Genomic DNA, 23830 nt, shown 5'->3' with positions numbered 1-23830 from the left:
AAGTGAATATCATGGAAAAGGGGATGTTGAATTGATTACAACATCCCCTTTTTTATTTTCTAGTTAAAAGGTTAAAACCCCGCAATTTTATTGCAGTTATTTTAGTTTCTATAATTTTTTTGGAGATTCCCTCTCCAATCTCCCCAAAGGGGAGAAGTTTCCCTCCTTGGAGGGATTAAGGGAGGACTTCAAGATGACAAAGAATTTAATTCTTTTCCTTAAAACTATGGATTTCAAATCCATAGCAGTTCATTTATAACCATTTAGCATCTTATCCCAAATAAGATTTTAATATCTTACTTTTTGAGGTATGCCTTAATTTTCTGATTGCTTTTTCACGGATTTGACGCACACGCTCCCTGGTCAGGTCAAAGGTGCTGCCAATTTCTTCCAAGGTCATAGAGGGTTGGTCGCCAATGCCATAATACAATCTTACCACATCGGCTTCTCTTGGGGATAGTGTATCCAAAGCCCTGTTTATTTCGGTGTTCAAAGACTGGTGCATCAAACCTTTGTCCGGTTTTGGGGAATCTCCAGCGTTTAGCACATCATACAAATTGGATGTTTCTCCCTCTTTTAAAGGAGCATCCATAGATACGTGCCTGCCAGTATTCTTCAAAGATTGTTTTACCTCGGAAACCGTCATGTCCAATTCCTTGGCAATTTCTTCGGGAGACGGTGGACGCTCGTGCGCTTGTTCCAAGTAAGAGAATGTTTTTTTTATCTTGTTTATGGACCCGATCTTGTTTAAAGGCAATCGAACCACACGGGATTGTTCTGCCAAGGCTTGCAGAATGGATTGGCGAATCCACCAAACCGCGTAGGAAATAAATTTAAATCCTCGGGTTTCATCAAATCGTTTGGCAGCTTTTACCAAGCCAACGTTCCCCTCGTTGATCAAATCGGGCAATTTTAAGCCCTGATTTTGGTATTGCTTTGCCACAGAGACCACAAACCTTAGGTTTGCGTTCGTCAGTTTTTCCAAGGCAGCTTGGTCTCCGGCCCTAATCTTCTGTGCTAGCTCAACTTCCTCCTGCGCGGTGATCAGATCAATTTTACTAATGTCCTGCAAGTATTTATCAAGTGATTTGGATTCCCGGTTCGTGACCTGTTTAATGATTTTTAGCTGCCTCATTCTTATATCTGGTTTAACAAGTGTTATAAGCTAACATTATACATTATAATCTCCATTTTTCCAAGTCCAAAATGTTATTGTTATCAAAATGTTATAAGCAAATACATCAATCACGAAAAAAAGGATTCAACAAGGGTTGTTGATACTATTTTAATATAAAAGCCTCCGAGTATTGGTCTCAAGCGCAAAAAACCTCTAATTTTGTAGGGTTTTTTATTTAAGAACCCTTAACGCAATTTCCCTTTGGAGGTAAACAAAGAAATCAAGAAGAAAACATTATACGATTATCAGGAAGAAGACCTGAACAAAATCTTCAAACACTTGGAAAAACTTCCTAAGGGCACCAATATTTTGTACCAATTGCCCACTGGAGGTGGTAAAACCGTGGTTTTTTCCGAGATAACCCGAAGGTTTATTGAGCAGACCGGTAAAAAGGTGATGGTGCTTACCCACCGTATTGAGCTCAGCAAACAAACCTCCAAAATGCTCAAAGGATTTGGAGTGGCCAATAAGGTAATTAACAGCGAGGTCAAGGAACTTTACGACCAGGACAACTATATGTGCTTTGTGGCCATGGTGGAAACACTGAACAATCGGTTACAGGAAGAAAAAGTAAAAATCAACAATATTGGTCTGGTTATTATTGATGAGGCCCACTACAATTCCTTTAGGAAACTTTTTAAATATTTTGAGGATTCCACAATTTTGGGCGTAACGGCAACACCGTTGAGTTCCAACATTAAACTTCCCATGAAGGACAACTATAAGCATTTGATCATTGGGGAGTCCATAAAATCGTTGATAGACAAACAGTTCTTGGCCAAGGCCAACCTTTATAATTACGATGTTAGTTTACGGACCTTGAAACTTGGCATCAATGGAGATTATACCGTAAAGTCTTCCGATGAGTTTTACAGTGCTCACAGTATGTTGGGCAAATTGCTCACCGCTTACGAAGAAATTGCGAAGGGCACCAAAACACTGATCTTCAATAACGGTATCAACACCTCCTTGTATGTGTACGAGACCTTTAAAAAGGCCGGTTACAACGTTAGGCACTTGGATAACAAGAATACAGCTACCGAGCGAAAAGAAATTCTGGATTGGTTTGCCAAAACACCAGACGCTATTTTAACCTCGGTAAGTATCTTAACCACAGGTTTTGATGAGCCCACCGTGGAGAGTATTATCCTGAATAGGGCTACACGTTCGCTTACTTTATATTTTCAAATGATAGGACGGGGCTCCAGGGTGTTGCCTAACAAAGATGAGTTCAACGTTATTGATATGGGTAACAACATTGCCCGTTTTGGCCCTTGGGATGCACCGGTGGATTGGCAGGAAATATTTTACTTTCCAGACTTTTATCTGGAAAACATTAAAAATGATGAGGAGATTGAGCGTGATTTTGTGTACGAGATGCCCAATGAGCTCCGTGCCAAATTTAGTAAGTCCGACAACATTACGTTTGATGTAAAAGCGGAGTACAAAAAAATATTCGCGCAAGGTAAAAAATCCAAGGTTGTACTGGAAAAAAGTATAGAACAACACGCCCAAATATGTGTGGAAAATAGCGAAGATGTATTCGATGCCCGTATTTTGGCCAAGGAACTCAAAGATGAGATTTCCTATCGTGTAAAGCAGTATTCGTATTGCATTATGAACAACACCAAAAACTACAAGGAGTGGTTGGAAGAAGATTATGAACGAAAACTCCGTTCCAGTATCTCCAAAATGTTTGCAGCACGGATGTAGTTGGTTTTGAGTTTGGAAGTTTGATGCTCGGTGCTCGATGTCAGGAGTTCTGTTATTTGGTTATTGAGTTATTGGTGTTTCGGGTTTCTGTTCCCTGTCTCTTGTCTATTTTTTATGGTCTGGTTTCAGGTTTAATTATTTGGAACTTGTCTGCCAGAAAGAAGAGTGTCGTGTATCTTGGTTCCTAAATCCTTATTCTTGTACTTGACACTTGTTGACTACCAACTGCCCACTGCCAACTGCTTACTGCTTACTGCATTTTTGAACTTGTACTTGATGCTTGAACTTGATCCTTGTCACATCGAGCGCAGTCAAAATGTCTTCTAAAATTGGTGTCATTCGCGTCAAATACAAATGCTGCTTTTTTACATTTTGCTTTTTATTTTAGGTTTGCCTACCAGTAAAAAAGAGCGTCCTGTATCTTTGCTCCTAAATCCTTGTTCTTGTACTTGACACTTGTTGGCTGCCAACTTGCCCACTGCTTACTGCGTTCTTGAACTTGAATTTGATCCTTGTCACATCGAGCGCAGTCGAGATGTCTTTGATTATTGTATTCACACTTACTACTTTTACCCATTAAAACATAGTCTTTTATCCAATTACCCTTAACCCAACATGCAAAAAAAACTCCTCGTAATCGGTTATGTATGGCCCGAGCCCACCACCACGGCTGCCGGCAGCCGAATGCAACAATTGCTGGAAACCTTTATAACCTTTGGTTATAAAATTACGTTTGCCAGTACCGCCAGTACAACCGAGTACAGTTTAGACTTGCAACAAATGGGGATTCGGGAGGTTCCCATACAGCTTAACCATTCCAGTTTTGATGAATTTGTAAAAAAACTATCTCCCGATATAGTGTTGTTTGATCGTTTTATGATGGAAGAACAATTTGGATGGCGCGTAGCGGATTTTACCCCGAATGCCATCTGCATACTGAATACCGAAGATTTACACTCGCTGCGAAAGGCTAGGGAAGAGGCCCATAAAAAGAAGGGATCCTTTACATTACAACATTGGAAAAACCACCCGATGACTTTGCGGGAAGTGGCCAGTATTTACCGTTGTGACCTAAGTTTGATGATTTCCACCTACGAAACGGAAATTCTACAACAAGAACTTAAGATTCCTGCTGAATTGTTGTTCTACTTACCATTTATGGTTGATATTTCCAGTAAGTCCACGGAGAATTTGGTTCCTTTTGATGCTCGAAGAGGTTTTGTAAGCATTGGCAACGGAAAACATGCACCCAATGTGGATGCCGTTCACATCTTGAAGCAAGAGATTTGGCCCAGGATACGCAAACAACTACCGGAAGCCGAAATGCACATCTATGGAGCATACTTACCCCAACAATTAAACGAAATGGACAACCCCAAAACCCGTTTTTATGTACACGGATGGGCAGAAGACGTAGATGCAGTACTCCAAAATGCCCGAGTACTACTGGCACCGCTTCAATTTGGTGCGGGAATCAAAGGAAAATTATTGGATGCCATGAAAACGGGCACCCCAAACGTGACCACATCCGTTGGCGCGGAGGGTATGCACGGCGACCTGCCTTGGAACGGTACAATTACTAATGATTGGGACAGGTTTGCCCAAGCCGCAGTGGATTTGCACCAAAACCCGACCGCTTGGGAAAACGCCCAACGGCGAGGAAGTGAATTGCTCAAAACCTTTTATGACAAAGAAAGCATGCAAACCCGATTAAAAGAACGGTTACAACAACTAAGCAAAGCTTTGCAAACCCATCGTACACAAAATTTTATAGGGAAATTACTACAGCATCAAACCATGGCCAGCACCAAGTATATGGCGAAATGGATTGAAGCAAAGAAGAAGGAGTAGTGCGGTATGGCTTTAAAAAGTTGTATGGACATGCCATTAACCTATCACCCAGGGAGCAGCTACAACAAACAACTAATGATTGTAGTAGGTTTTCAGAAGTAGGGCTGGCTATCAAATTTTCGACAATGAATCGTTATAAAAGTTCCCTTGCAAGAATCTCAAGAATTTAAAGATTAGCTCTTAAGGGATGTTTTTTATGATTGTCCAAGTCCAAAGTTTCCAAATCTTGAAAGCTTCCGCAAGAAACCTGCCTCTTAATAAGTGATTGTGACTTTTTTCGTTTGGTACGCGATTCTATTTCCTTATTTAAAAAATTCACGGGAAAATATTTTATCCAAAAACGAGTTCAGAGTTGTTTTATTATTTAATACACAATTAAATTACTGAAATTCAGTATGATTAATCCAATTTATTTAAAAAAGCATATTGGATAATTTAAGTTCTGCTTTTTATCCTGTTGAAGAACACAACGTAGGAATAAATCTGTTACTTCTTAGCCTCTACCAATTCCAATTGGTCCACGCTTACGTTGGTGGTAAACATACCGTAATTCACCACGGCCTTGCCTTTCTCCAACGTGTCAATGCTGCCCACGGCCTTGCCGTCCATTAAACGAACACGGTCACCGATTTTAAATACGGGACGGGGTTTGTTCTTTTCAGCCTGGATTTCTTTCTTTTTTTTGATTTTTTTCTCTACCCGTACTTTTTTGATCTTTTGTTCCAGCTCCTCGGCCACCTGTTTTTTCTCTTGTTGCTTGGCCTTTGCTTTTTTAGCTGTGGTTTTTTTGCGTTTGCTGTTCTCCGTTTCCACAATGCGGAGCATCTCGGAAATTAACGGGCGCTTCTTTTTGTCAATGAAGTATTTCTCGGCAGCGGTATTCAATTTATTGCCCAACTGAATCATACGCTGGTTGTGATCGTACATTTCTTGGTAGCTCTCCAACTTGGACTTGATCTTGGAGTTGAGCTTCTCCAAGCGTTCCGATTCTTCACGGGCCTTGGACTCCTCTTCCTTGAGCTTGGAGCCTGTTTCCACCATTTTGCTGCGCTCTTTTTGGAGTTTGGCAATAGTGGCATCAAACCGTACCTTTCCGCGTTCGATTTTCTTCTTTGCCTTATTGATCAAGGAGTAGGGGATGCCGTTCTTTTGGGCTACCTCAAATGTAAAGGAGCTTCCCGCTTCGCCCAAAACCAACTGAAAGGTAGGCTCCAAGGTTTTGGAGTTGAACAGCATATTGGCGTTGGTGGCATGTGGCAGTTCGTTGGCCAAAGCCTTTAAATTGGCATAGTGAGTAGTGATCACCCCATAAGCTTCTCGCTCGTAGAACACTTCCAAAAAAGCTTCCGCCAAAGCACCGCCCAATTCGGGGTCACTGCCCGTACCAAATTCATCGATCAAGAACAGGGTTTTATCGTTGCACTTTCTTAAAAAGCGGTTCATGTTTTTGAGTCGATAACTGTATGTGCTCAAATGATTTTCAATGGATTGATTGTCTCCGATATCCGTCAAAATTTGATCAAAAAAGCAAACGGAGCTACGCTCGTGCACGGGAATCAACATACCACTTTGAAGCATTACTTGAAGCAGTCCAATTGTTTTTAATGTGATACTTTTCCCCCCTGCGTTAGGCCCGGAAATTACTATAATGCGGTTCTCTTGGTGCAGTTTTATGGTCTGTGGCCAGGTTTTCTCATTCTTTCGTTTGTTGGAAAGATAAAGTAACGGGTGGTAGGCATCCCGAAGATACAGTTCCCGCTCTTCATTGATTTCCGGCAATAAACCGTTCATTTCGCTCGCGTACCTTGCTTTGGCTGCGGTAATATCTGTATCGGAAAGATGCTTTTGATATTCCTGTAACAACTCCAAATAAGGTCGAATCTCGTCGGTGAGCTTATTTAGGATGCGCTGGATTTCTTCTTTCTCCTCAAACTCAAAATTGTTAAGCTCTCTGGTGTAGGACAGGGTGGCCTCTGGCACAATGTACACAATACTTCCTGTTTTGGATGTGCCCATTACCGTGCCTTTCACCTTTTTGCGGTGCATGGCCTTTACGGCCAATACCCTACGGTTTTCCACAACGGACTCACGGATTTCATCCAAAAAATCCGAGGATTGGTAACGCCCAAGGGCCGCACTAAAACTTTGGTTGATTTTGCTGCGCACTTCATTGATCTGACTGCGGATGTATCTCAGCTCATCCGACGCGGAGTCTTTGATCTCCCCAAACTTGTCAATAACATCATCAATGGCATTGGGTATTTCCGGGTGAAGCTCCAAGGTATTCACTTTATCAAAAAGTAATGGGTAATATTCCTTGAACTTTTTAAAGAATTTTTGATGGATAGCGACGGTCTTGCAGATGCCGCCAATCTTTCTAAAGCCAGAAATCTCCAAAGTGCTGTTGTCAATCTTGAGCAGCCCCAGTTCGCTGTTGATGTGGTCAAAACCATGGTTGGGAATGCGGTTGTCGTTGGAGAAAGAGGCCAAATACTCGGAAGTCTGCCCTAAAATAGCCATCAATTCTTCCTTATTTTGGAACGGTTTTATGGCCAGGGCTTCCTCTTTGCCCAATTCGGTATTGCATCGCGCAGCGATTTGTGTCAATACCGTTGGGAACTCTAGATCTTGAAGTGTTTTGGGGTGAATGTTTCGCATCTTTTTCTACTAGCAGCGCAAATATAGGATTTTGAAGGGTTTTTGAAGGTGGGCATCTGGTAAAAACAATTCGCTTTGCGTACTTTTGATTCCATACTCAAATTTGTACTAAAGTGAGGACTGACAATACCGTGATCTACATTATTGCAGGCGTTATCTTGCTGCATTTTTTGGTGGGCATAGGGTATTTGATCTATAAATTGACCAAAAAGAAGTAAAGTGATTATATGGAGGTAAACATTGAGCCTAGTTGGAAAGCACAATTGAACAACGAGTTTGAACAACCTTACTTTCAGCAATTGGCTGCTTTTGTGAAGCAGGAATACCAGCAGAATACTTGTTACCCAAAGGGTAAGGACATTTTTTCTGCCTTTGATCATTGTCCATTCCAAGAAACCAAAGTGGTCATCATTGGTCAAGATCCCTACCATGGGCCGAACCAAGCGAATGGGTTGTGCTTTTCCGTAAAAGATGGTATTCCGCATCCGCCATCCTTGGTCAATATTTTTAAGGAAATTAAAACCGATGTTGAAAAACCTTATCCCGAAAGCGGTAACTTGGAGCGTTGGGCAGACCAAGGGGTACTTTTGTTGAACGCTACGCTAACGGTAAGGGCGCATCAGGCGGCGAGCCACCAAAATAAGGGTTGGGAACAATTTACCGATGCGGTGATAAAAACGGTTTCCACCGAACTGGAAGGTGTTGTTTTTCTGCTTTGGGGCGGATTTGCCAAGAAGAAATCATCTTTGATCGATAAAAGCAAGCACCACATCTTAACGTCGGGGCATCCATCTCCTTTGAGTGCCAATCGTGGATTGTGGTTTGGTAACCAGCATTTCAGCAAAACAAACAAACTACTGGCCCAAATGGGCAAAGAGCCGATTGATTGGTGAAAATGCCTGGTTATTTCCAAAGGAATTTTGAAGCGTCTTTGACTTCCTCAATCAAATTAAGGTCAAATAGTCTGGAATGCACCTTGTTCACGGTTGCTTCAGAAAGTTGTTCTTGTCCCCACGTAGTTTTGGATAGCCATTCTTTTATGTCCTCCAGTTTTTGTTCGTACCGGTTGGATAGTGTCCTATCAATACTCGGGATTTGTTTAAATTCCGAGGTGTAGGTGTTGATCACCTCCAAAATGTGTTTGAGGGCTCCCTCATTTTCTTTTAGAAATGCATCCGAAGCAGCAATCACAAAACAAGGCCAAGGGGTAGGGCAGTCGCCCACTCGTTTAAAGGTTCCGTTGTCCACGAGCGGTTTGGTGGTAAAGTGCTCCCACATAAAATAGGCATTGGAGCCATTTGTGAGGTTTTCTACGGCGCCATCAAGGTTGTTTACGATTTCAAATTCGAGGTTTTCGGTGTTCCATCCCTGGTTTTGTGCGTTGATGTAGGCCATTAAATGACTCCCACTGCCCATACGGCTGATGGCAATCTTGTCATCTTTTAATGAGCTGATGGATTGGCGGTCGCTGTTTGCGTCTACATGGATGCCCCAGAGCAGGGGAGAAGAGACGTATACCTGAACAATTTTACTTGGATTGCCCTGCGAAATACTTTTTATAATGCCCTCCGTAAGAATGATACCCATGTCCGCTTCACCATCTTGAAGCATTTGGGTCATTTTTCCCGTTCCTTCGGGAATATCCGTCCATTCCAATTGAATACCTCGGTCTTCAAAGGCATTATCTTCCATGGCAAGGTGCCAAGGCAGGTTAAAATGCTCGGGGACCCCAATAATTTTTACTTTTTTCATGCGTCTTTTTCTTTGCAGTTTAAAGTTATGATTCCGTTCGGTATCTTTCAAGAAAATAAGAATGGAAAAATTATATCAGATGACTTTTGGCAATACGTTCCAAGGTATACTGAATCAATTCATGAACTGCTTTATGACCTTGCTTGGAGAACTCCCCCGTGGCCCTATTGGCCAATATGGCATTAAGGGAAACAGCTCGGTGTCCATGTAGTTTTGCAATGCCGTAAATGGCCGCTGTTTCCATTTCTAGGTTGGTTATCCTCAAATCTCCAAATGAAAAACCCGCTAACTTTTCATTGAAATCGGCAATGGCCGGGTTTAAGCGTAACACCCTTCCTTGTGGCCCATAAAATCCTGAATTTGTAGCAGTTAAACCTAATCGTATACGATTTGAAGTGAAAATATCTGCTAAATCCTTATCAAAATCGACCGCATAGGGGTGGATATTGTACTTACTCCAATTTAAGTAGGCTGCAAGTGCTTGTTCCATCTCTTTGTTTTTGATGTGCCCGCAATCATAGAAATGCAAAAGATTGTCAAGGCCAATACCAGTGGAGCTCATCAAAAAGGAATCAACAGGGATATCTGGTTGCAAAGAGCCAGATGTACCGACCCGTATAAAACTGAGCTGTTTTTTTTGGGACTTTATTTGTCGAGATTGAAAATCTATGTTCGCCAAGGCATCCAACTCATTAAAAACAATATCAATATTGTCCGTTCCGATGCCTGTAGAGATAACAGAAATACGTTTACCTGAATAATAACCGGTATGGGTGACAAATTCTCGCTTACTTTTCTTCATTTCGATGGAATCAAAGTATTTGGATACCTCGCGCACCCGTTCTGGGTCACCAACCGTAATAATGGTGGTGGCAATGTCATCTGGAAGAAGATTTAGATGGTAAATGCTCCCATCAGGATTCAGAATAAGCTCTGAACTGCCCAAAGATGAGCCCATTTTATTATAATTTAAGGATTCGGTCCGTATCGCTATTATATAGGAAGTTATACTTTAAAGAACCTCCGAGATACATTTGATTATCACGTAGTTCCGAATAGTAATTTGCTTCTTGCTTTAATACGTGCAATCCTTTTTTGGTCAATTTTACAGGGTCAAAAGAACTGAACAAAGGTTTTAAGGAAGAAATCATGCGTTCGTATTGTGTATCCCCAAAACCATAAAAACCTTGGTTGGTCAATAAATTCTCCAATAGCTCTTTTTTGGATTTAGGTTTTTCTTGTTTAGCCACTTCCAAAATATGGTTTTCCAAATCGTTAAGTCCATTTTTAATGGTCGGGAAGCGTTTTAGATGTGTTTTAAGCGCATCCGATAGGTATTCGAACTGGAAATCATTGTTGGCTATCTGGTTTTCCAAGCGAATCGGGTTGTCGCTACAGTACAGTTGCCAAATATAATCCGCGTACTCTATATCGTCTTGTGACAGGACTTTTCTACCGTCATAAAGTGCCAACAACCTTTCGTCGCTAAGTTCATTGAGCCCATAAAGTTTATTGGAGCCTTCAACTTTGCCACTGCAGACCAAAGAGATTTCGGCATGTCTTCTGTGTTGTTTTAGCCAACTAAGTACGGCAAGCATGTTGATTTGGCAAAAGAGGTCATACTCAAACCACAGTACAATATGGTCTTGCTGCTTGTGGTTGCAGAGTGACCGATATTCCTTGAGGGTTTTTTCTATGAACCAGGACTTGGAGACTTTGTAATTTTTGTTTAGGAACTCGAACCTTGTTTTCCAAAACGATTCGCTTCCTACCGTGGAGAGGGTTTTGCCTTCGCAAAGCATTTCTCTCCAGGTAATTACATCCCCTTTTAAATCTAAAGACTGTAATCTGGACGTGAAACTGTCCCCGTTGGTTATATGCAACAGTGATTTCATTTTCAGCTCAGTTTTCGTTGGTTAGGAAGAATAAAAGTAAGGTTTAAAGCAAGAACACAAAAATTTTTTCACAAAACATTGGTATTCCGATCAAGTTTTTAACATGAAATAAAAAGTAAATCAATTTTTTGTTGATTTATCGAGTCATCCACCGACACGCTTTACGGAAAAGCCGTTTTTTTTGAGATAGTCCATAATTTTATCCCTGTAATCACCTTGGATGATGATGGTTTCGTTTTTAAAGCTTCCGCCCACGCCCAAGAGTGTTTTTAGGTCTTTGGTCAATTTCTTAAAATCGCTATCGGCTCCGTTGTACCCATCAAGAATGGTTACAGGTTTCCCTTTTCTCTTTTCGTATTTGCAGATAATGGGGTCGTCTTGTAGCCAATAAGAGGGCTTTTCTTTGTCATTATCGGGCTCTTCTTCTGGTTCGTGGTCTGGAAATAAATTTTTAAGCTGATCTCCTAAGTCCATTATTGTTGTTTTTGTATATCAGTAATTGTACCAGCGACCTTGAAGGTTTGTGCCGATGCTTTGTTTTTGTCCTCTTGAGCGCAGTCGAAAGGCAGACAAAAACATCTCGACTGCGCTCGATATGACATTTGGATTGACCACTGGTACAATTGTGTATAATCGATTATTTTTTTATCAATCCTAGTTCTATCAATCTTTCGTGTAGATACGCTCCTGCGGTAATGTCCTCAAAAGCCTTGGGATGCTCATCATCAATACAGTTTTCCAGGCAGTTTAACGGCATATCGCTAACAGGGTGCATAAAAAACGGAATGGAATAGCGGGAAGTGCCCCAAAGTTCCTTTGGTGGATTGACCACTTGATGTATGGTTGATTTTAACTTGTTATTGGATAGTCTGGAGAGCATATCCCCAACATTGATCATCAGTTGGTCAGGTCTTGCAATGGCATCCACCCAGTTTCCTTCGTGATCTTTTACCTGAAGTCCTTTACCGTGAGCACCCATCAATAAAGTAATAAGGTTAATGTCCCCATGTGCCGCTGCTCTTACCGCATTTTTGGGCTCTTCAGTGATTGGTGGATAGTGGATGGGCCTTAAGATGGAGTTCCCGTTCTTTATGTAGTCATCAAAATAGGTTTCTTCCAAATCAAGGTGCAAAGCCAAAGCGCGAAGCACATACTTTGCGGTTTTCTCCAGCATTTTATACGTTTCCTTTCCAACATTGTTAAAGTCGGGAAGCTCCTTTACGGTAACATTGTCAGGGTATTCAGCTTCCAGTTCGGGATTGTCTTCCACATATTGACCGAAATGCCAAAATTCCTTCAGGTCGCCTTCTTTTTTGCCTTTCGCATGCTCTTTTCCAAAGGAAGTGTATCCTCTTTGTCCTCCAATGCCTTCAATTTCATACTTATCCTTAACCTCTTGTGGTAGATTAAAGAACTTTTTTATTTCGGCATAAAGATTTTCCACTAACTCATCCGATAAAAAATGTCCGCTCAGTGCCACAAAACCGATATCCTCAAAAGCAGCCCCGATTTCTTTGACAAACTTTTCTTTTCTTTTTGGGTCACCCGAAACAAAATCTTTCAGGTCCACACTTGGAATAGCACTCATATTGTCATCTTTGAAATAATGTCAAAAATAGGGAATAATGCTGAAGGTTTTAGAATTTTAAAGCGTTTTGAAAGGCTTTTTACTACATTTAACCAATAGAATTTTATTGTATGAGGTATCATATTGGCAGCTTGGAACATGAAAAGTTGTTGGATTTGTACAAAGGCATGCTTAAGCCGAGAATGATAGAGGAGAAGATGCTGATTCTTCTGCGGCAAGGCAAGATTTCCAAATGGTTTAGTGGAATAGGGCAGGAGGCGATTTCCGTTGGCGTTACCAAAGCGCTCAAGGAGAGTGAGTATATTCTGCCCATGCATCGAAATCTAGGTGTTTTTACCTCCAGAAATATTCCTTTGAACCGACTTTTTGCGCAATGGCAAGGAAAACAAAGCGGTTTTACCCAAGGTAGGGATCGTAGTTTCCATTTTGGAACTCAGGAATACAAGATTGTTGGCATGATTTCGCATCTGGGCCCTCAACTCGGGGTGGCCGATGGTATTGCTTTGGCCGATATGTTACGGAGAAAGAAACGGGTAACGGCCGTTTTTACAGGTGAAGGCGCGACCAGTGAAGGGGATTTTCATGAAGCCTTGAACGTGGCCTCTGTTTGGAACCTACCCGTGTTGTTCTGTATTGAGAACAATGGTTATGGGCTTTCCACACCAACCAACGAGCAATACAATTGTGAACATTTGGCGGATAGGGCCAAAGGGTATGGCATTGAGTCCAGAATTATTGATGGCAACAACATCTTAGAAGTGTACGCCAAAGTGGATCAATTGTGCAAAGCCATTCGGAGGAGGCCGCGACCAGTGCTTTTGGAATTCAAAACGTTTCGGATGCGAGGGCACGAAGAGGCGAGCGGAACCAAATATGTTCCGGATAAGTTGATGAAGGAATGGGAAAAGAAAGACCCTATTTCCAATTATGAAAATTTTCTGTTGGAAGAAGGAGTGCTTACCGAGGAAATAATAGATGAACTTAAAGCTGAAATTGCAGAAGAAATCAATTCCAATTTACAGTTGGCTTTTGATGAACCCGAAGTTTCCGTTAATGAAACTAAAGAATTAAACGAGGTTCATCAAGAATTTAATTATCAGCATGTTGAATCTAAATCAAATGAATCTGAAAACATTCGATTTGTTGATGCCATTTCGCAAGGATTAGAGCAATCCATGTACCGCCACAACGAGCTCATTATTATGGGGCAAGATGTCGCGGATTACGGGGGTGTTTTCAAAATTACCGAAGGTTTTGTGCCCAAATTTGGAAAAAGTCGGGTACGAAATACACCCATTTGTGAGTCGGTGATTGTTTCCGCGGCCATGGGGTTGTCCATCAACGGAATGAAAGCTATGGTTGAAATGCAGTTTGCCGATTTTGTCAGTTCTGGGTTCAACCCTATTGTCAACTATTTGGCAAAAGTGCATTACCGTTGGAACGAAAAAGCCGATGTAGTCATCCGAATGCCCTGCGGCGGCGGTGTAGGGGCGGGGCCTTTCCATTCCCAGACCAATGAAGCTTGGTTCACCAAAACCCCTGGACTCAAAGTGGTATATCCCGCATTTCCTTATGACGCCAAAGGATTGTTGGCCACAGCGGTTAACGACCCCAATCCCGTGCTGTTTTTTGAGCACAAAGGGTTGTATCGAAGTGTTAAAGGTGATGTTCCTAAAGATTACTACACCTTGCCGTTTGGCAAGGCCAAACTTTTAAGGGAAGGGAACTCCCTAACGGTGGTTACCTATGGTGCAGGCGTACATTGGGCTTTGGAAATTCTCGAAGAACACCCTGAAATTGATACAGATTTGATTGATTTGCGAACGCTTCAACCATTGGACACCGAAATTATTTTCAATTCGGTAAAAAAGACCGGGAAATTGATCGTGCTTCATGAAGATACCTTATTTGGAGGTATTGCCAGCGATATATCGGCCTTGGTCATGGAAAACTGTTTTGAGTTTCTGGACGCTCCCATAAAAAGAGTCGGCAGTTTGGAAACCCCGGTACCCTTTGCAAAACCACTTGAAGCCAATTATTTACCAAAAAACCGATTCGAATCAGCATTAATTGAACTATATCAATATTAAAATCAGTTGTTTAACTTTTTTTTGATAATTTAACAACTATAAATACGTCCCCAAACGTATATTTTTTGAACATTAACTTAATACTTATGATAAAACGATCACTTTTACTTTTCACGGTGATGGGATTTTTATTCTCATCGTGTTCCATTTCCAAAAGCGCTAGAGCACAGCGAAATTTGTTTAGTGGAACCTGGAACTTGGACAATGTTTACTACGAAAACAATACCGGAAACTTTAAATCCGTCATTTTCAACGATGCAGAGGACATCTGCTTTGAGGATAGCGAATGGTTTTTTAGAGACAACAATAGTACTGGGAGATACACTATAGCCCAAAGCTCGCTTTGTCAAGGAGGCGACCGTTTTTTTAGATGGTCCGTAGTGGAGCCGCAACAGAGTTACCAAAGCCAGCTTCAATTTAAGTTTATTGACGATAAGCGAAAGGATATTTCCGGTGGGTACGGATACCGTTTGAACATCGTTAACCTGTCCGAACAATCCATGACCCTTAAATCCAATGTGTCGGTTGACGGTACACCCGTTACTGTTGTTTATGAATTCTCAAAAAAATAATTCAATGAAAAATATAGTTTTAAAAGGGGCAACGGCTTTTTTGGCGTTGACCATGATTATTGGTTGTGATGCCATCAAAAATGCGAACAATACCCAAAAAGGTGCCGCAATTGGTGCCGGTGGCGGTGCCGTTATTGGTGGTGTAATTGGCAACAACGTAGGAAAAGGAAATACAGCTCTTGGCGCCATTATCGGAGCTGTGGTCGGCGGTGCTGCCGGTGGTTACATTGGTAATCGCATGGACAGGCAAGCCGAAAGAATTGAACAGGAAATCCCAGGTGCAGAAGTGCAAAGGGTAGGAGAGGGCATCAATGTTACCTTTAGTGGTGAGAACGGTGTTTATTTTGACACCAATAAGTCTGATATTAAAGGAGCTTCCGCTACCACATTGGACAAATTGGCCGGAATTTTTATGGAATATCCTAAAACCAATATTTTGGTGGAAGGACATACCGATAGCGATGGTGCCGCCGATTACAACATGGGGCTTTCCCAACGTAGGGCACAGGCCGTAACCGGGTATTTAGTGGCCAAAGGCATTTCCAGTGGACGTTTTACCACCAAATGGTATGGCGAAGAACAACCTGTGGAAAGCAACGATACCGCTTCAGGTAAAGCAGCAAACAGACGAGTGGAATTAGCCATTATTGCCTCTGACGAATTGAAAGAGGAGGCTTACGAGCAGACCGAAAATTAATTTTTTCCGCACCTAAATTGTATAAGACCCGGTTTTTATCGGGTCTTTTTTTATTTAAATTAAATAAATCATTAAAAGATAGTTAACTATATCAGTATTTGTAAGTATTTGCTTAACTTAAAGGGTGTCAAATAATTAATACTAAAAATTCTTGCGAGCCAATGGAGCATATCACCCAAAATAGTATCGAATATGAACAAGATGTACTGATGCGGGTGGAACGAAACCAGAGAATGGTACAACGCCTGTCCGAAAAACTGAATTCGTACATTTATGAACCTAAGTGTCCAAGGCGGTTCGAAAAATTTTACGAACTGAACAAACACATCCAGAGTTATAGAGCTCACGAAAAGCAGGTAATGTCTAAAATTAGAGAGCGAAAGATAAATTTTGATTCAAAAAACAACGAAATTGAAGAGCATTTAAATCGCTTTAAAAAATTGGAAAGCGAGTTTGCATCCTACATATTTGATTTAAACAAACCGCTATAATCCATTCAAGCAGAAAAATCAGCTAAAATTTAACTTCACGGTTACATACTCCAATAAACATACGTAATATTGCAGGGCGGTTAAACTGTCCTTAAAATGGCAAAATCCTCCAAATCTGCTCTCGTCATCCTGGCTTTTTTTGCCATTTATGTGATCTGGGGCTCTACCTATTTGTTGAACAAGATAGCTGTATTGGAACTGGAACCCTTTATGCTGGCCAGTTTCAGGTTCACCTTGGCAGGTCTTTGTATTTTTCTCCTGGCCAAAATTATGGGAACCTCCTTGCTAATCACCAAAAAACAACTTTTGAACACCCTGATTGCGGGAGTGCTTTTCTTGAGCATTGGCAATGGTTTGGTGGTTTGGGCCCTGCGTTATGTGGATACGGGCTTCGCAGCTCTGGAAATTTCTTCCCAGCCCCTCATTATTCTTTTGTTGATGCGCGTACTGCAAGGCAAAAAAATTCAGCCCATGTCCGTTGTCGGTGTTGTTTTAGGAATAATCGGAATCTATTTGTTGGTAAGCCAAAAGCAGATCATTGCCCAAGAAGAGTCCATTGTGGGTATGATCATGATCTTTTTCTGCATGCTCTGCTGGGCCTACGCCAGTCTTTTTGTGGCCAAGGCGGATCTGCCCACCAATTATTTTGTGAACACGGGCTACCAAATGCTCTTTGCCGGCCTTGTTTTAAGTTTGATGAGCCTTGGATTCGGGGAAGAATGGACTTCGCCTTTGGCTTGGGGCGGTGAGGTACAGTTGGCCATGGTATTGCTGATCTTTTTGGGAAGTATTGTGGCCTTTACCTCGTTCAATTACCTGCTCAAGGCCGTTTCTCCGGAAAAAGTGGCAACCTCTACCTATGTAAATCCGATTGTTGCCCTTTTGTTGGGATGGTATTTTTTGGATGAACAGATTACACTGCAATCCATAATAGCCGCGGCCATTCTTTTAACAGGAGTATATTTTATCAATACCAAAAAGACATTGGCCATTTTTGAACGCTTTAAACGTTAACACACCGTTATTTGTCTCGGAATTGGTTTGACTATTTTGTACTTTGTAAGAAGTTAATAATCAAAACAATGGAATCTATTTTAAAAGTTGGAGCTTTCCTCTTGCTATTGATCATGTTTGCATGTGCATCGAGTAAAAACCAAGCAACACCCGAGGAAATTGCGGCTTTGGACAGGATGATTTCCGACCAACAGTTCGAAATTGAAGCCAATTGGGCACAACCCATGGCCAGTCAAGGATTAAATAGCATTGCCAATGCTGGGTTGTTGCCGTATGGTAGTACAGCAAGCCGCATAGATATTTCGGGTACTGGAGGATATTTACGCATGGTGGGCGATAGCGTTAAAGCAGACCTTCCTTTTTTTGGTGAGCGCCAAATGGGAGGGTATTACGATCAAGACAAAGCAGGTATCAAATTTGATGGAATTCCAAAGGATCTTTCTTTCTCTGCCAACAAAAAGGATACTGGAAAAACCATGCGGTTTACTATTAGCCAAGAATCCGAGAATTTTCAGGTAATTGCACAGCTCTATCCCAATGGAAAGGCTAGGCTTGCTGTTTCCAGTTCCCATCGAACCAATATTTGGTATCAAGGCAATCTCTCCGAATATAAGGAGGAGTAGGGAAAGTTAGGTTGAAGTGTAGGTTCAAACTCAAATAACAAGTTCCAACAACTGAATAACACAGTATGCAGTGGACAGTTGACAGTCACCTGAAGCCTGAAACTTGAAACCGTAAACCAGAAACGAGCATCGGACAAGTTCAAGTTCAAACTCAAGCATCAAGTGCAAGGAATGAAAAATCTGTGATCATTCGTGAAATTTGTGTCAAAAAGAAAGGATAGAGCCAAAAGCCAAGTTCAGGGTTATGAGTTAGGAATTACTAAGTTATTGGGTTATTGAGTACTGAACACCGCAACTGACCTCCGACATCCGACATCAAGCCCAAACTCAATCATCAAGTGCAAGTTCAAACTCAAATTCCAACAACCCAACAACAAAATAACTTAATAACACAGTAAGCAGGGCAGTAACCAGAAACCAGATCAAACCCGAAACTTCTTCCTCTTTCCAGCATTTTGTTATAGCTTTATTGACTCAGAAACCAAAAAACTAAAAAACCAAGATGAAAATATATACTTTGCCCCTTAGGTCAATAGTTATGTTGATCCTTTCCGTAAGTTTTCTTGCCTGTAATGGAAAAAAAGAAAGCAATGATGAAGAATCAACCGAAGAAAAAGTAGTAGATGCTACGGAAGAATCTTCACAGGATTCACTCCAATTGAATATGAACCACCTTAACCTTCCCGAAGGCTTTAGTATTGAACTTTATGCGAAAAACATTGAGGGAGCACGCTCCATGGCCATGGGATCGGACGGCACCTTGTTCGTGGGTACTCGAAACGAAGGTAAAGTATACGCCCTAAAAGATACGGACGGCGATTACAAGGTAGATAAAACCTACACCATTGCTTCCGATTTGGAGCAGCCCAACGGCGTAGCGTTTAAAGATGGAGCTTTGTATGTGGCCGCAGTGAGCCGAATGTTCAAGTACACCAATATTGAATCGCAGTTGGAAAACCCACAAGAACCGGAATTGATCTATGACGATTACCCGACTGAATTTCACCATGGCTGGAAATACATTGCCTTTGGCCCTGACGATAAATTGTATGTGCCCGTGGGAGCCCCGTGCAATATTTGCGATAGCGCTACGGTAGATAAACGTTATGCCTCCATCACTAGAATGAATCCCGATGGCAGTAATCGGGAGATTGTAGCCCATGGAGTGCGCAACACTGTTGGTTTTACGTGGCACCCGGACACCAACGAGTTGTGGTTTACGGACAACGGTAGGGACATGATGGGAGACGATGTGCCACCGGGGGAACTGAACAAACTTACCGAGGCGGGTCAGCATTTTGGTTACCCCTATTGCCACGGGGGAACAGTTAAAGACCCTGAATATGGAGACCAACGCCCCTGTTCCGATTTTGTGCCACCGGTACAGCCCTTGGGTGCACACGTAGCGGCCCTTGGTGTTAAATTTGGTAAAGGCCCCATGTTCCCGGAAGCCTATCAAAAGCATGCATTTTTGGCTGAGCACGGTTCTTGGAACCGTTCCTCAAAAGTGGGGTACAGGGTAACCTTGGTAAAACTCGAAAATGGGGAAGCCGTAAGTTACGAACCCTTTATTGATGGTTGGTTGGACGAGGAGTCACAAGAAGCCTTTGGTAGGCCTGTAGATTTGCTTTTCTTGGAAGATGGTTCTTTATTGATTTCCGATGATGAAGGGGACGCTATTTATAGGGTCACCTACAAGGGTTAACCCAGTTTCAAGTCGCTTGGGAATGGGTATTTACTCTATTTGCCTAATGGACCAAAAAATAAATAGCAGTAAAAAATTGGACGACCAAGAAAAGGTGGATCTATAACAATACATTACCCGCATTTACGGCAGTTTAACCAGTCTTATGTGCTGTTTTAAAAGCAAAAGCGACCATTTTGTGGGGGAGAGGGGGTAGGGGGATAATCAAACCGCCTCTCTCTTCTCACCCAAATACTTCCAATTTCGTTTCGGTATATGCTGTGTGTGTAATTTTGGATTGATGCACGATGCGACGTTGGTACTTTTAAAATAATCGTTCCAAAGGGTTTGGTTGGGAGCAAATGCATCACTTTTTACTGTTTTATTGTGGTGAATATCTTTTAAATTGAGAGATACCATTTCCACATGATCTAAATTGTAAAAGATGCCGTATTTGCGTTTCACATCGTAGATCAACCATTGCTGATCAGCATAACAGCCGCGGAAATGTTTGGAGATTAAAGGCAGCACATCAAAATCAGGTTCAATGTTTGCAAAATAAATATCGTCCTTGCTCAACTGAAACTGGACAAAGGTTTCCATACGGTGTTTTTCCCTCCCCACTTTTTTGGCCAATTGGCCAATGTACACCACAGTACTATCCGAATAGTCCAAATATTTACCGTTTTGGGCGCGCATTAGTTTTTGAATATAGGTGTAAAGCATGAGTTCAACGCCTTCGGCTTCACTCAAAAAAGCGAAATAGATATTGGATATGGCATTATGACTTTTGTTTCGGATGCCGTTCCATACCCGTTTGGCCTTTTCTACATTGGTAAAAACGGTTTCTGTATCGGAAAACAATCCGCTTTGGCTTTGATTGTTTTTTTGAATGTCGGCCACATCAATTTTCTCATCAAAAGCTATAAAGATTGCGGTCAGAAATCCATTAAAACTGCCATCGTAAATAAGGGTTGTTGTGGGTTCCATAATTGTCATTTTAATAAATTAAAAACATCGACTATTGGAAATAATCCAATCAAATATATGGAAATAATCCAAATAATGGAAATAATCCATAAAATTTTTTGGAAATAATCCAAATGTTATATATTTGGTACGAGATGTCAGGTTGAGCCTTTCGACTCTGCTCCAGATAAGCTTAAGTCGAGACCTGTTCTTTGCTAAATGGTTAGGAGGCTTCTCGATTATTCCTTCGACTGCGCTCAGGATGACAGCTCGAAGTGACACCAAAAATGAAGAAATGGAAAACGAATCAACCCTGAAACGATTTACCGATATCCGTAGGGAGCTCGGTTACACCCAAACCGAATTTGCCAAATTATTGGGGGTGAAGAACACCACAGCAGATATTGAAAGGGGAAGGACTAAATTATCGGGAAAGGTGGTTGCAGAACTCTTGCGCCAGTTTAAAATAAATCCACTTTGGTTGTTCGGGGAAAGTGATCAGAAACATTTGGACACTTCCAGAACCAGTGTTATCCCCAAAGTGGTTACAGTGGACAATTCCGATAACGATAACATGGTGATGGTAAACGCAAAAGCGGCTGCGGGATATCCCCAGAATATTTCAGATACAAGTTGGTACAGGCAATTGCCCGCTTTTGATATGCCCATTCCCGAGTTCAGGAACGCCACTTATCGAGGTTTTCAGGTCGAGGGAGATAGCATGTTGCCCAATTTAAGGCCCAACGATTGGGTCTTGGCAAAAGCCATTGAGCATATTGATCATGTGAGCCCCAATAAAATGTACGTGGTGGTGCTTCAGGATTCTGTAATGGTGAAGAAAATAGAACGAAAGCCAAATTCCAATAACATAACCCTTGTGTCCTTAAACGAAACTTATCCGCCATACGAAATCAAACCTTTTCAAATCCAAGAAATTTGGGAGGTGAGCAGTAAACTTACCTTTAATGTGGATGCCACTACAGAAACAGGTTTATTGAAACAGCTTCAGGAGTCGATGGAAGAATTGAAAAGGCAGATTGCCAAGTAAACTACCTCGGCAAGCCCGCGAGGCATTGGTAGTAAAACATATTAAAATCCAGTCCCCATAGTTTGGGTTTGAATTCGCATCAGGTAATTATGGGCGGTCATATAAAGTACCGAGCCATCATTGCCCCAAGCACAATTGGCTGTGCGCTGCCCCGTTTCAATGCGTCCCAAAAGCTTTCCTTTGGGAGTAATTATCAAAATTCCGCTTGGTCCCGTTGAAAAAATAGTACCGTCTTGGGCTACTTTAATGCCGTCCAACGAACCCACAAGCCCAGATTCCATTAAGGAAGTTGCATCAAAAAAGATACGTCCTTTATCCAAGGAGCCATCAGGCTGGATGTTGTAGGCCATAATGTAGGGTGCTTTTGAATCGGATTGGTTCACATAGAGGATTTTTTCATCGGGGGACAGTGCCACACCATTGGGCCGTGTAAGATTACTGATTACCATATCCACCTTGCCCGCCGTATCTATTTTATATACCCCAAAAGCATCAATTTCGCGTGTTTTGGAATTTTCCTGTTCCGGTAGGCCGTAGGGAGGGTCTGTAAAATAATAGATGCCATTGGAAGCTTGTACAATATCATTTGGGCTATTAAAACGTTTTCCTTGCCATCTATCGGCCACCGTAACTTTTCCACCACCCGATAAAGGCATACGGGAAATTCTTCGGTCGCCATGCTCACAGGCCACCAATTTACCATTGCTGTTTATGATAAGTCCATTGCTGCCGGGTTCCCTACTATATGGAAGTATTCCCGTGTAGCCCGAAGGCTCTAAAAATGTCGTGATCCCTTCATCCTCTTGCCATTTAAAAATGGTGTTCTGGGGAGCATCGGAAAACAGAAGAAATCCACCTTCTTTTACCCATACAGGTCCTTCCGACCATATAAAATCTTCGGCCAAAACCTCAATTTTTGCATCTTTATCCACGTAGTTATAAAAAGCATCATCCAAGGCGACTAGATTGCCCGTGTTTTTTTGCTGGGCAAAACATCCGAAGGTTATACTTAATAGGAGGAGAGGTAAGTTTTTCATTTTAAAATATTTATTAAATATAAAAATATAGAACAACCCAAATTGGGTTTAATAAGCAATGCAAGTTTCTTTGATGGCTTTTGCCAAAAAATCTGCCGCTTTAGGGTTTAAACGAAACCAAAGTTCCGGCTCAAAAATTTCCAGTTCGGTCAAGGCCCAATTGCCATTATTGTCCTTAAAAATATCTACTCTGGCATAAATGGGTAAATCCGGTGCAGCATTTACCACACTTTTGGCGAATGCTATTTGTTCTTTAGTGGGATTGTACTCATGAACAGTTCCTCCAAAATCATCTTGAACCCTAAAATCCCCAGGTTTTGCAATTTTCAGTACCGCATGGGTAAATTCACCGTTAAAAACCATCATAGATATTTCTCCCTCCGAAACAATATTTTGCTGAAATTCTTGAAGCATCATGGCTTCTTCCACCACTAATTCTTGGAAAATGGCCTCATGTTTTTCAATTTCATTTTTCTGGATTTTGTATGTGTGCCGTGCCGCGCCCGAAACACAAGGTTTTAAAATATAGGTGTCCGTCGTAAAGCCATGGTCTGATTTTGCATTTGCAATGGCATCGGCAAGGGTAGCTTTTGTGCCTTTTTCCACAAAAACCGTTTTGGGAATGGTCACGCCAGCGTTTGATAAATCTTGCAGGTAATGCTTGTCAATATTCCAATAGATGAGTGCTTTGGAATTGATGAACTGCGTTTGTTTTGAAGCTGTCTCCAACCATTTTGAAAATTCTGAATAACGGTCAAAATAGTCCCAAGTAGTTCTAAACAAGGCGTATTTGGTGGTTGACCAATCAAAATTGGGGTCGTCCCAAGATTTGCGAATGGCCCGTAAGCCTTGTTTTTGCAATGCTTCAAGAACTAGGCGGTCTTCTTGCAATACATTTTCAATATAGGGTGTCTTCTTTTTTGGAGCCACATAACGATGGTCCGTTAAAACAACAACATCAAACTTCATAT

At 41.7% G+C, this 23830-nt stretch carries 21 protein-coding genes; 11 read left to right on the top strand and 10 right to left on the bottom strand.

All coding sequences use genetic code 11. From position 1 onward, the window contains the following. Positions 1-271: 271 nt before the first annotated feature. On the bottom strand, positions 272-1135 hold the full coding sequence (locus VM932_RS03840; RefSeq protein WP_100818963.1) for a sigma-70 family RNA polymerase sigma factor: 864 nt from the start codon (positions 1133-1135) through the stop codon (positions 272-274). A 243-nt stretch (positions 1136-1378) separates the two neighbouring features. On the opposite strand from VM932_RS03840, the gene VM932_RS03835 reads away from it, so the two are divergent. Further along, positions 1379-2890, top strand: coding sequence for a DEAD/DEAH box helicase (locus VM932_RS03835; RefSeq protein WP_326277248.1), 1512 nt, complete (start codon positions 1379-1381; stop codon positions 2888-2890). A gap of 615 nt (positions 2891-3505) precedes the next feature. Beyond that, positions 3506-4741: a glycosyltransferase gene (locus VM932_RS03830; RefSeq protein ID WP_326277247.1), complete on the top strand. Its 1236-nt coding sequence runs from the start codon at positions 3506-3508 to the stop codon at positions 4739-4741. 486 nt (positions 4742-5227) lie between these two features. On the opposite strand, the gene VM932_RS03825 is transcribed toward VM932_RS03830, so the two are convergent. Continuing rightward, positions 5228-7399, bottom strand: coding sequence for an endonuclease MutS2 (locus VM932_RS03825; protein ID WP_326277246.1), 2172 nt, complete (start codon positions 7397-7399; stop codon positions 5228-5230). A 227-nt stretch (positions 7400-7626) separates the two neighbouring features. Between VM932_RS03825 and VM932_RS03820 the strand changes: the two genes are divergently transcribed. Next, positions 7627-8292: a uracil-DNA glycosylase gene (locus VM932_RS03820; RefSeq protein WP_326277245.1), complete on the top strand. Its 666-nt coding sequence runs from the start codon at positions 7627-7629 to the stop codon at positions 8290-8292. A 10-nt stretch (positions 8293-8302) separates the two neighbouring features. Here the strand turns inward: VM932_RS03820 and VM932_RS03815 are convergent, their stop codons facing one another. From VM932_RS03815 to VM932_RS03795, 5 genes are all read right to left on the bottom strand, one after another. After that, entirely contained in the window at positions 8303-9151 is an 849-nt protein-coding gene (locus VM932_RS03815; protein ID WP_326277244.1) for a substrate-binding domain-containing protein, read from the bottom strand. Positions 9152-9221: 70 nt separating this feature from the next. Beyond that, the gene (locus VM932_RS03810; protein WP_326277243.1) at positions 9222-10109 is read right to left on the bottom strand and encodes a nucleoside phosphorylase; all 888 of its coding nucleotides are present in this window, start codon (positions 10107-10109) and stop codon (positions 9222-9224) included. 4 nt (positions 10110-10113) lie between these two features. Beyond that, positions 10114-11046, bottom strand: a complete 933-nt coding sequence (locus VM932_RS03805) for a DUF1835 domain-containing protein (protein WP_326277242.1) — start codon at positions 11044-11046, stop codon at positions 10114-10116. Between the two features lie 144 nt (positions 11047-11190). Then, positions 11191-11520 (bottom strand): translation initiation factor, encoded by a 330-nt coding sequence (locus VM932_RS03800; RefSeq protein ID WP_326277241.1) that lies wholly within the window; start codon positions 11518-11520, stop codon positions 11191-11193. 163 nt (positions 11521-11683) lie between these two features. Next, positions 11684-12634, bottom strand: a complete 951-nt coding sequence (locus VM932_RS03795; RefSeq protein WP_326277240.1) for an isopenicillin N synthase family dioxygenase — start codon at positions 12632-12634, stop codon at positions 11684-11686. A gap of 110 nt (positions 12635-12744) precedes the next feature. Between VM932_RS03795 and VM932_RS03790 the strand changes: the two genes are divergently transcribed. The 7 genes from VM932_RS03790 (at position 12745) to VM932_RS03760 (ending at position 19826) form a co-directional block, all read left to right on the top strand. Beyond that, positions 12745-14724, top strand: a complete 1980-nt coding sequence (locus tag VM932_RS03790; RefSeq protein ID WP_326277239.1) for an alpha-ketoacid dehydrogenase subunit alpha/beta — start codon at positions 12745-12747, stop codon at positions 14722-14724. A gap of 86 nt (positions 14725-14810) precedes the next feature. Next, the gene (locus VM932_RS03785; protein ID WP_293163211.1) at positions 14811-15296 is read left to right on the top strand and encodes a lipocalin-like domain-containing protein; all 486 of its coding nucleotides are present in this window, start codon (positions 14811-14813) and stop codon (positions 15294-15296) included. 4 nt (positions 15297-15300) lie between these two features. Beyond that, entirely contained in the window at positions 15301-15993 is a 693-nt protein-coding gene (locus VM932_RS03780) for a YiaD family glycine zipper/OmpA-like lipoprotein (RefSeq protein ID WP_293163214.1), read from the top strand. 161 nt (positions 15994-16154) lie between these two features. After that, positions 16155-16484, top strand: coding sequence for a hypothetical protein (locus tag VM932_RS03775; protein ID WP_326277238.1), 330 nt, complete (start codon positions 16155-16157; stop codon positions 16482-16484). Positions 16485-16580: 96 nt separating this feature from the next. Then, positions 16581-17498, top strand: a complete 918-nt coding sequence (locus tag VM932_RS03770) for an EamA family transporter (protein WP_326277237.1) — start codon at positions 16581-16583, stop codon at positions 17496-17498. Between the two features lie 68 nt (positions 17499-17566). Then, complete coding sequence (locus VM932_RS03765; RefSeq protein ID WP_326277236.1) at positions 17567-18121, top strand: DUF4251 domain-containing protein; 555 nt, start codon at positions 17567-17569, stop codon at positions 18119-18121. 502 nt (positions 18122-18623) lie between these two features. Beyond that, complete coding sequence (locus tag VM932_RS03760) at positions 18624-19826, top strand: PQQ-dependent sugar dehydrogenase (protein ID WP_326277235.1); 1203 nt, start codon at positions 18624-18626, stop codon at positions 19824-19826. A gap of 204 nt (positions 19827-20030) precedes the next feature. Here VM932_RS03760 and VM932_RS03755 read toward each other — a convergent pair whose 3' ends face one another. Then, complete coding sequence (locus tag VM932_RS03755; RefSeq protein WP_326277234.1) at positions 20031-20795, bottom strand: TIGR03915 family putative DNA repair protein; 765 nt, start codon at positions 20793-20795, stop codon at positions 20031-20033. 274 nt (positions 20796-21069) lie between these two features. Between VM932_RS03755 and VM932_RS03750 the strand changes: the two genes are divergently transcribed. Beyond that, positions 21070-21822, top strand: coding sequence for an XRE family transcriptional regulator (locus tag VM932_RS03750; protein ID WP_326277233.1), 753 nt, complete (start codon positions 21070-21072; stop codon positions 21820-21822). Positions 21823-21863: 41 nt separating this feature from the next. Here the strand turns inward: VM932_RS03750 and VM932_RS03745 are convergent, their stop codons facing one another. Beyond that, positions 21864-22859, bottom strand: a complete 996-nt coding sequence (locus tag VM932_RS03745; RefSeq protein ID WP_326277232.1) for an SMP-30/gluconolactonase/LRE family protein — start codon at positions 22857-22859, stop codon at positions 21864-21866. A 48-nt stretch (positions 22860-22907) separates the two neighbouring features. After that, complete coding sequence (locus VM932_RS03740) at positions 22908-23828, bottom strand: ATP-grasp domain-containing protein (RefSeq protein WP_326277231.1); 921 nt, start codon at positions 23826-23828, stop codon at positions 22908-22910. Between the last annotated feature and the right edge of the window lie 2 nt (positions 23829-23830).

It is taken from the genome of Flagellimonas halotolerans, from assembly GCF_035818535.1.
Lineage (GTDB): Bacteria > Bacteroidota > Bacteroidia > Flavobacteriales > Flavobacteriaceae > Flagellimonas > Flagellimonas halotolerans.
The sequence above is the reverse complement of the archived record's forward strand: the minus strand, read 5'-3'. Positions and strand labels throughout refer to the sequence as shown.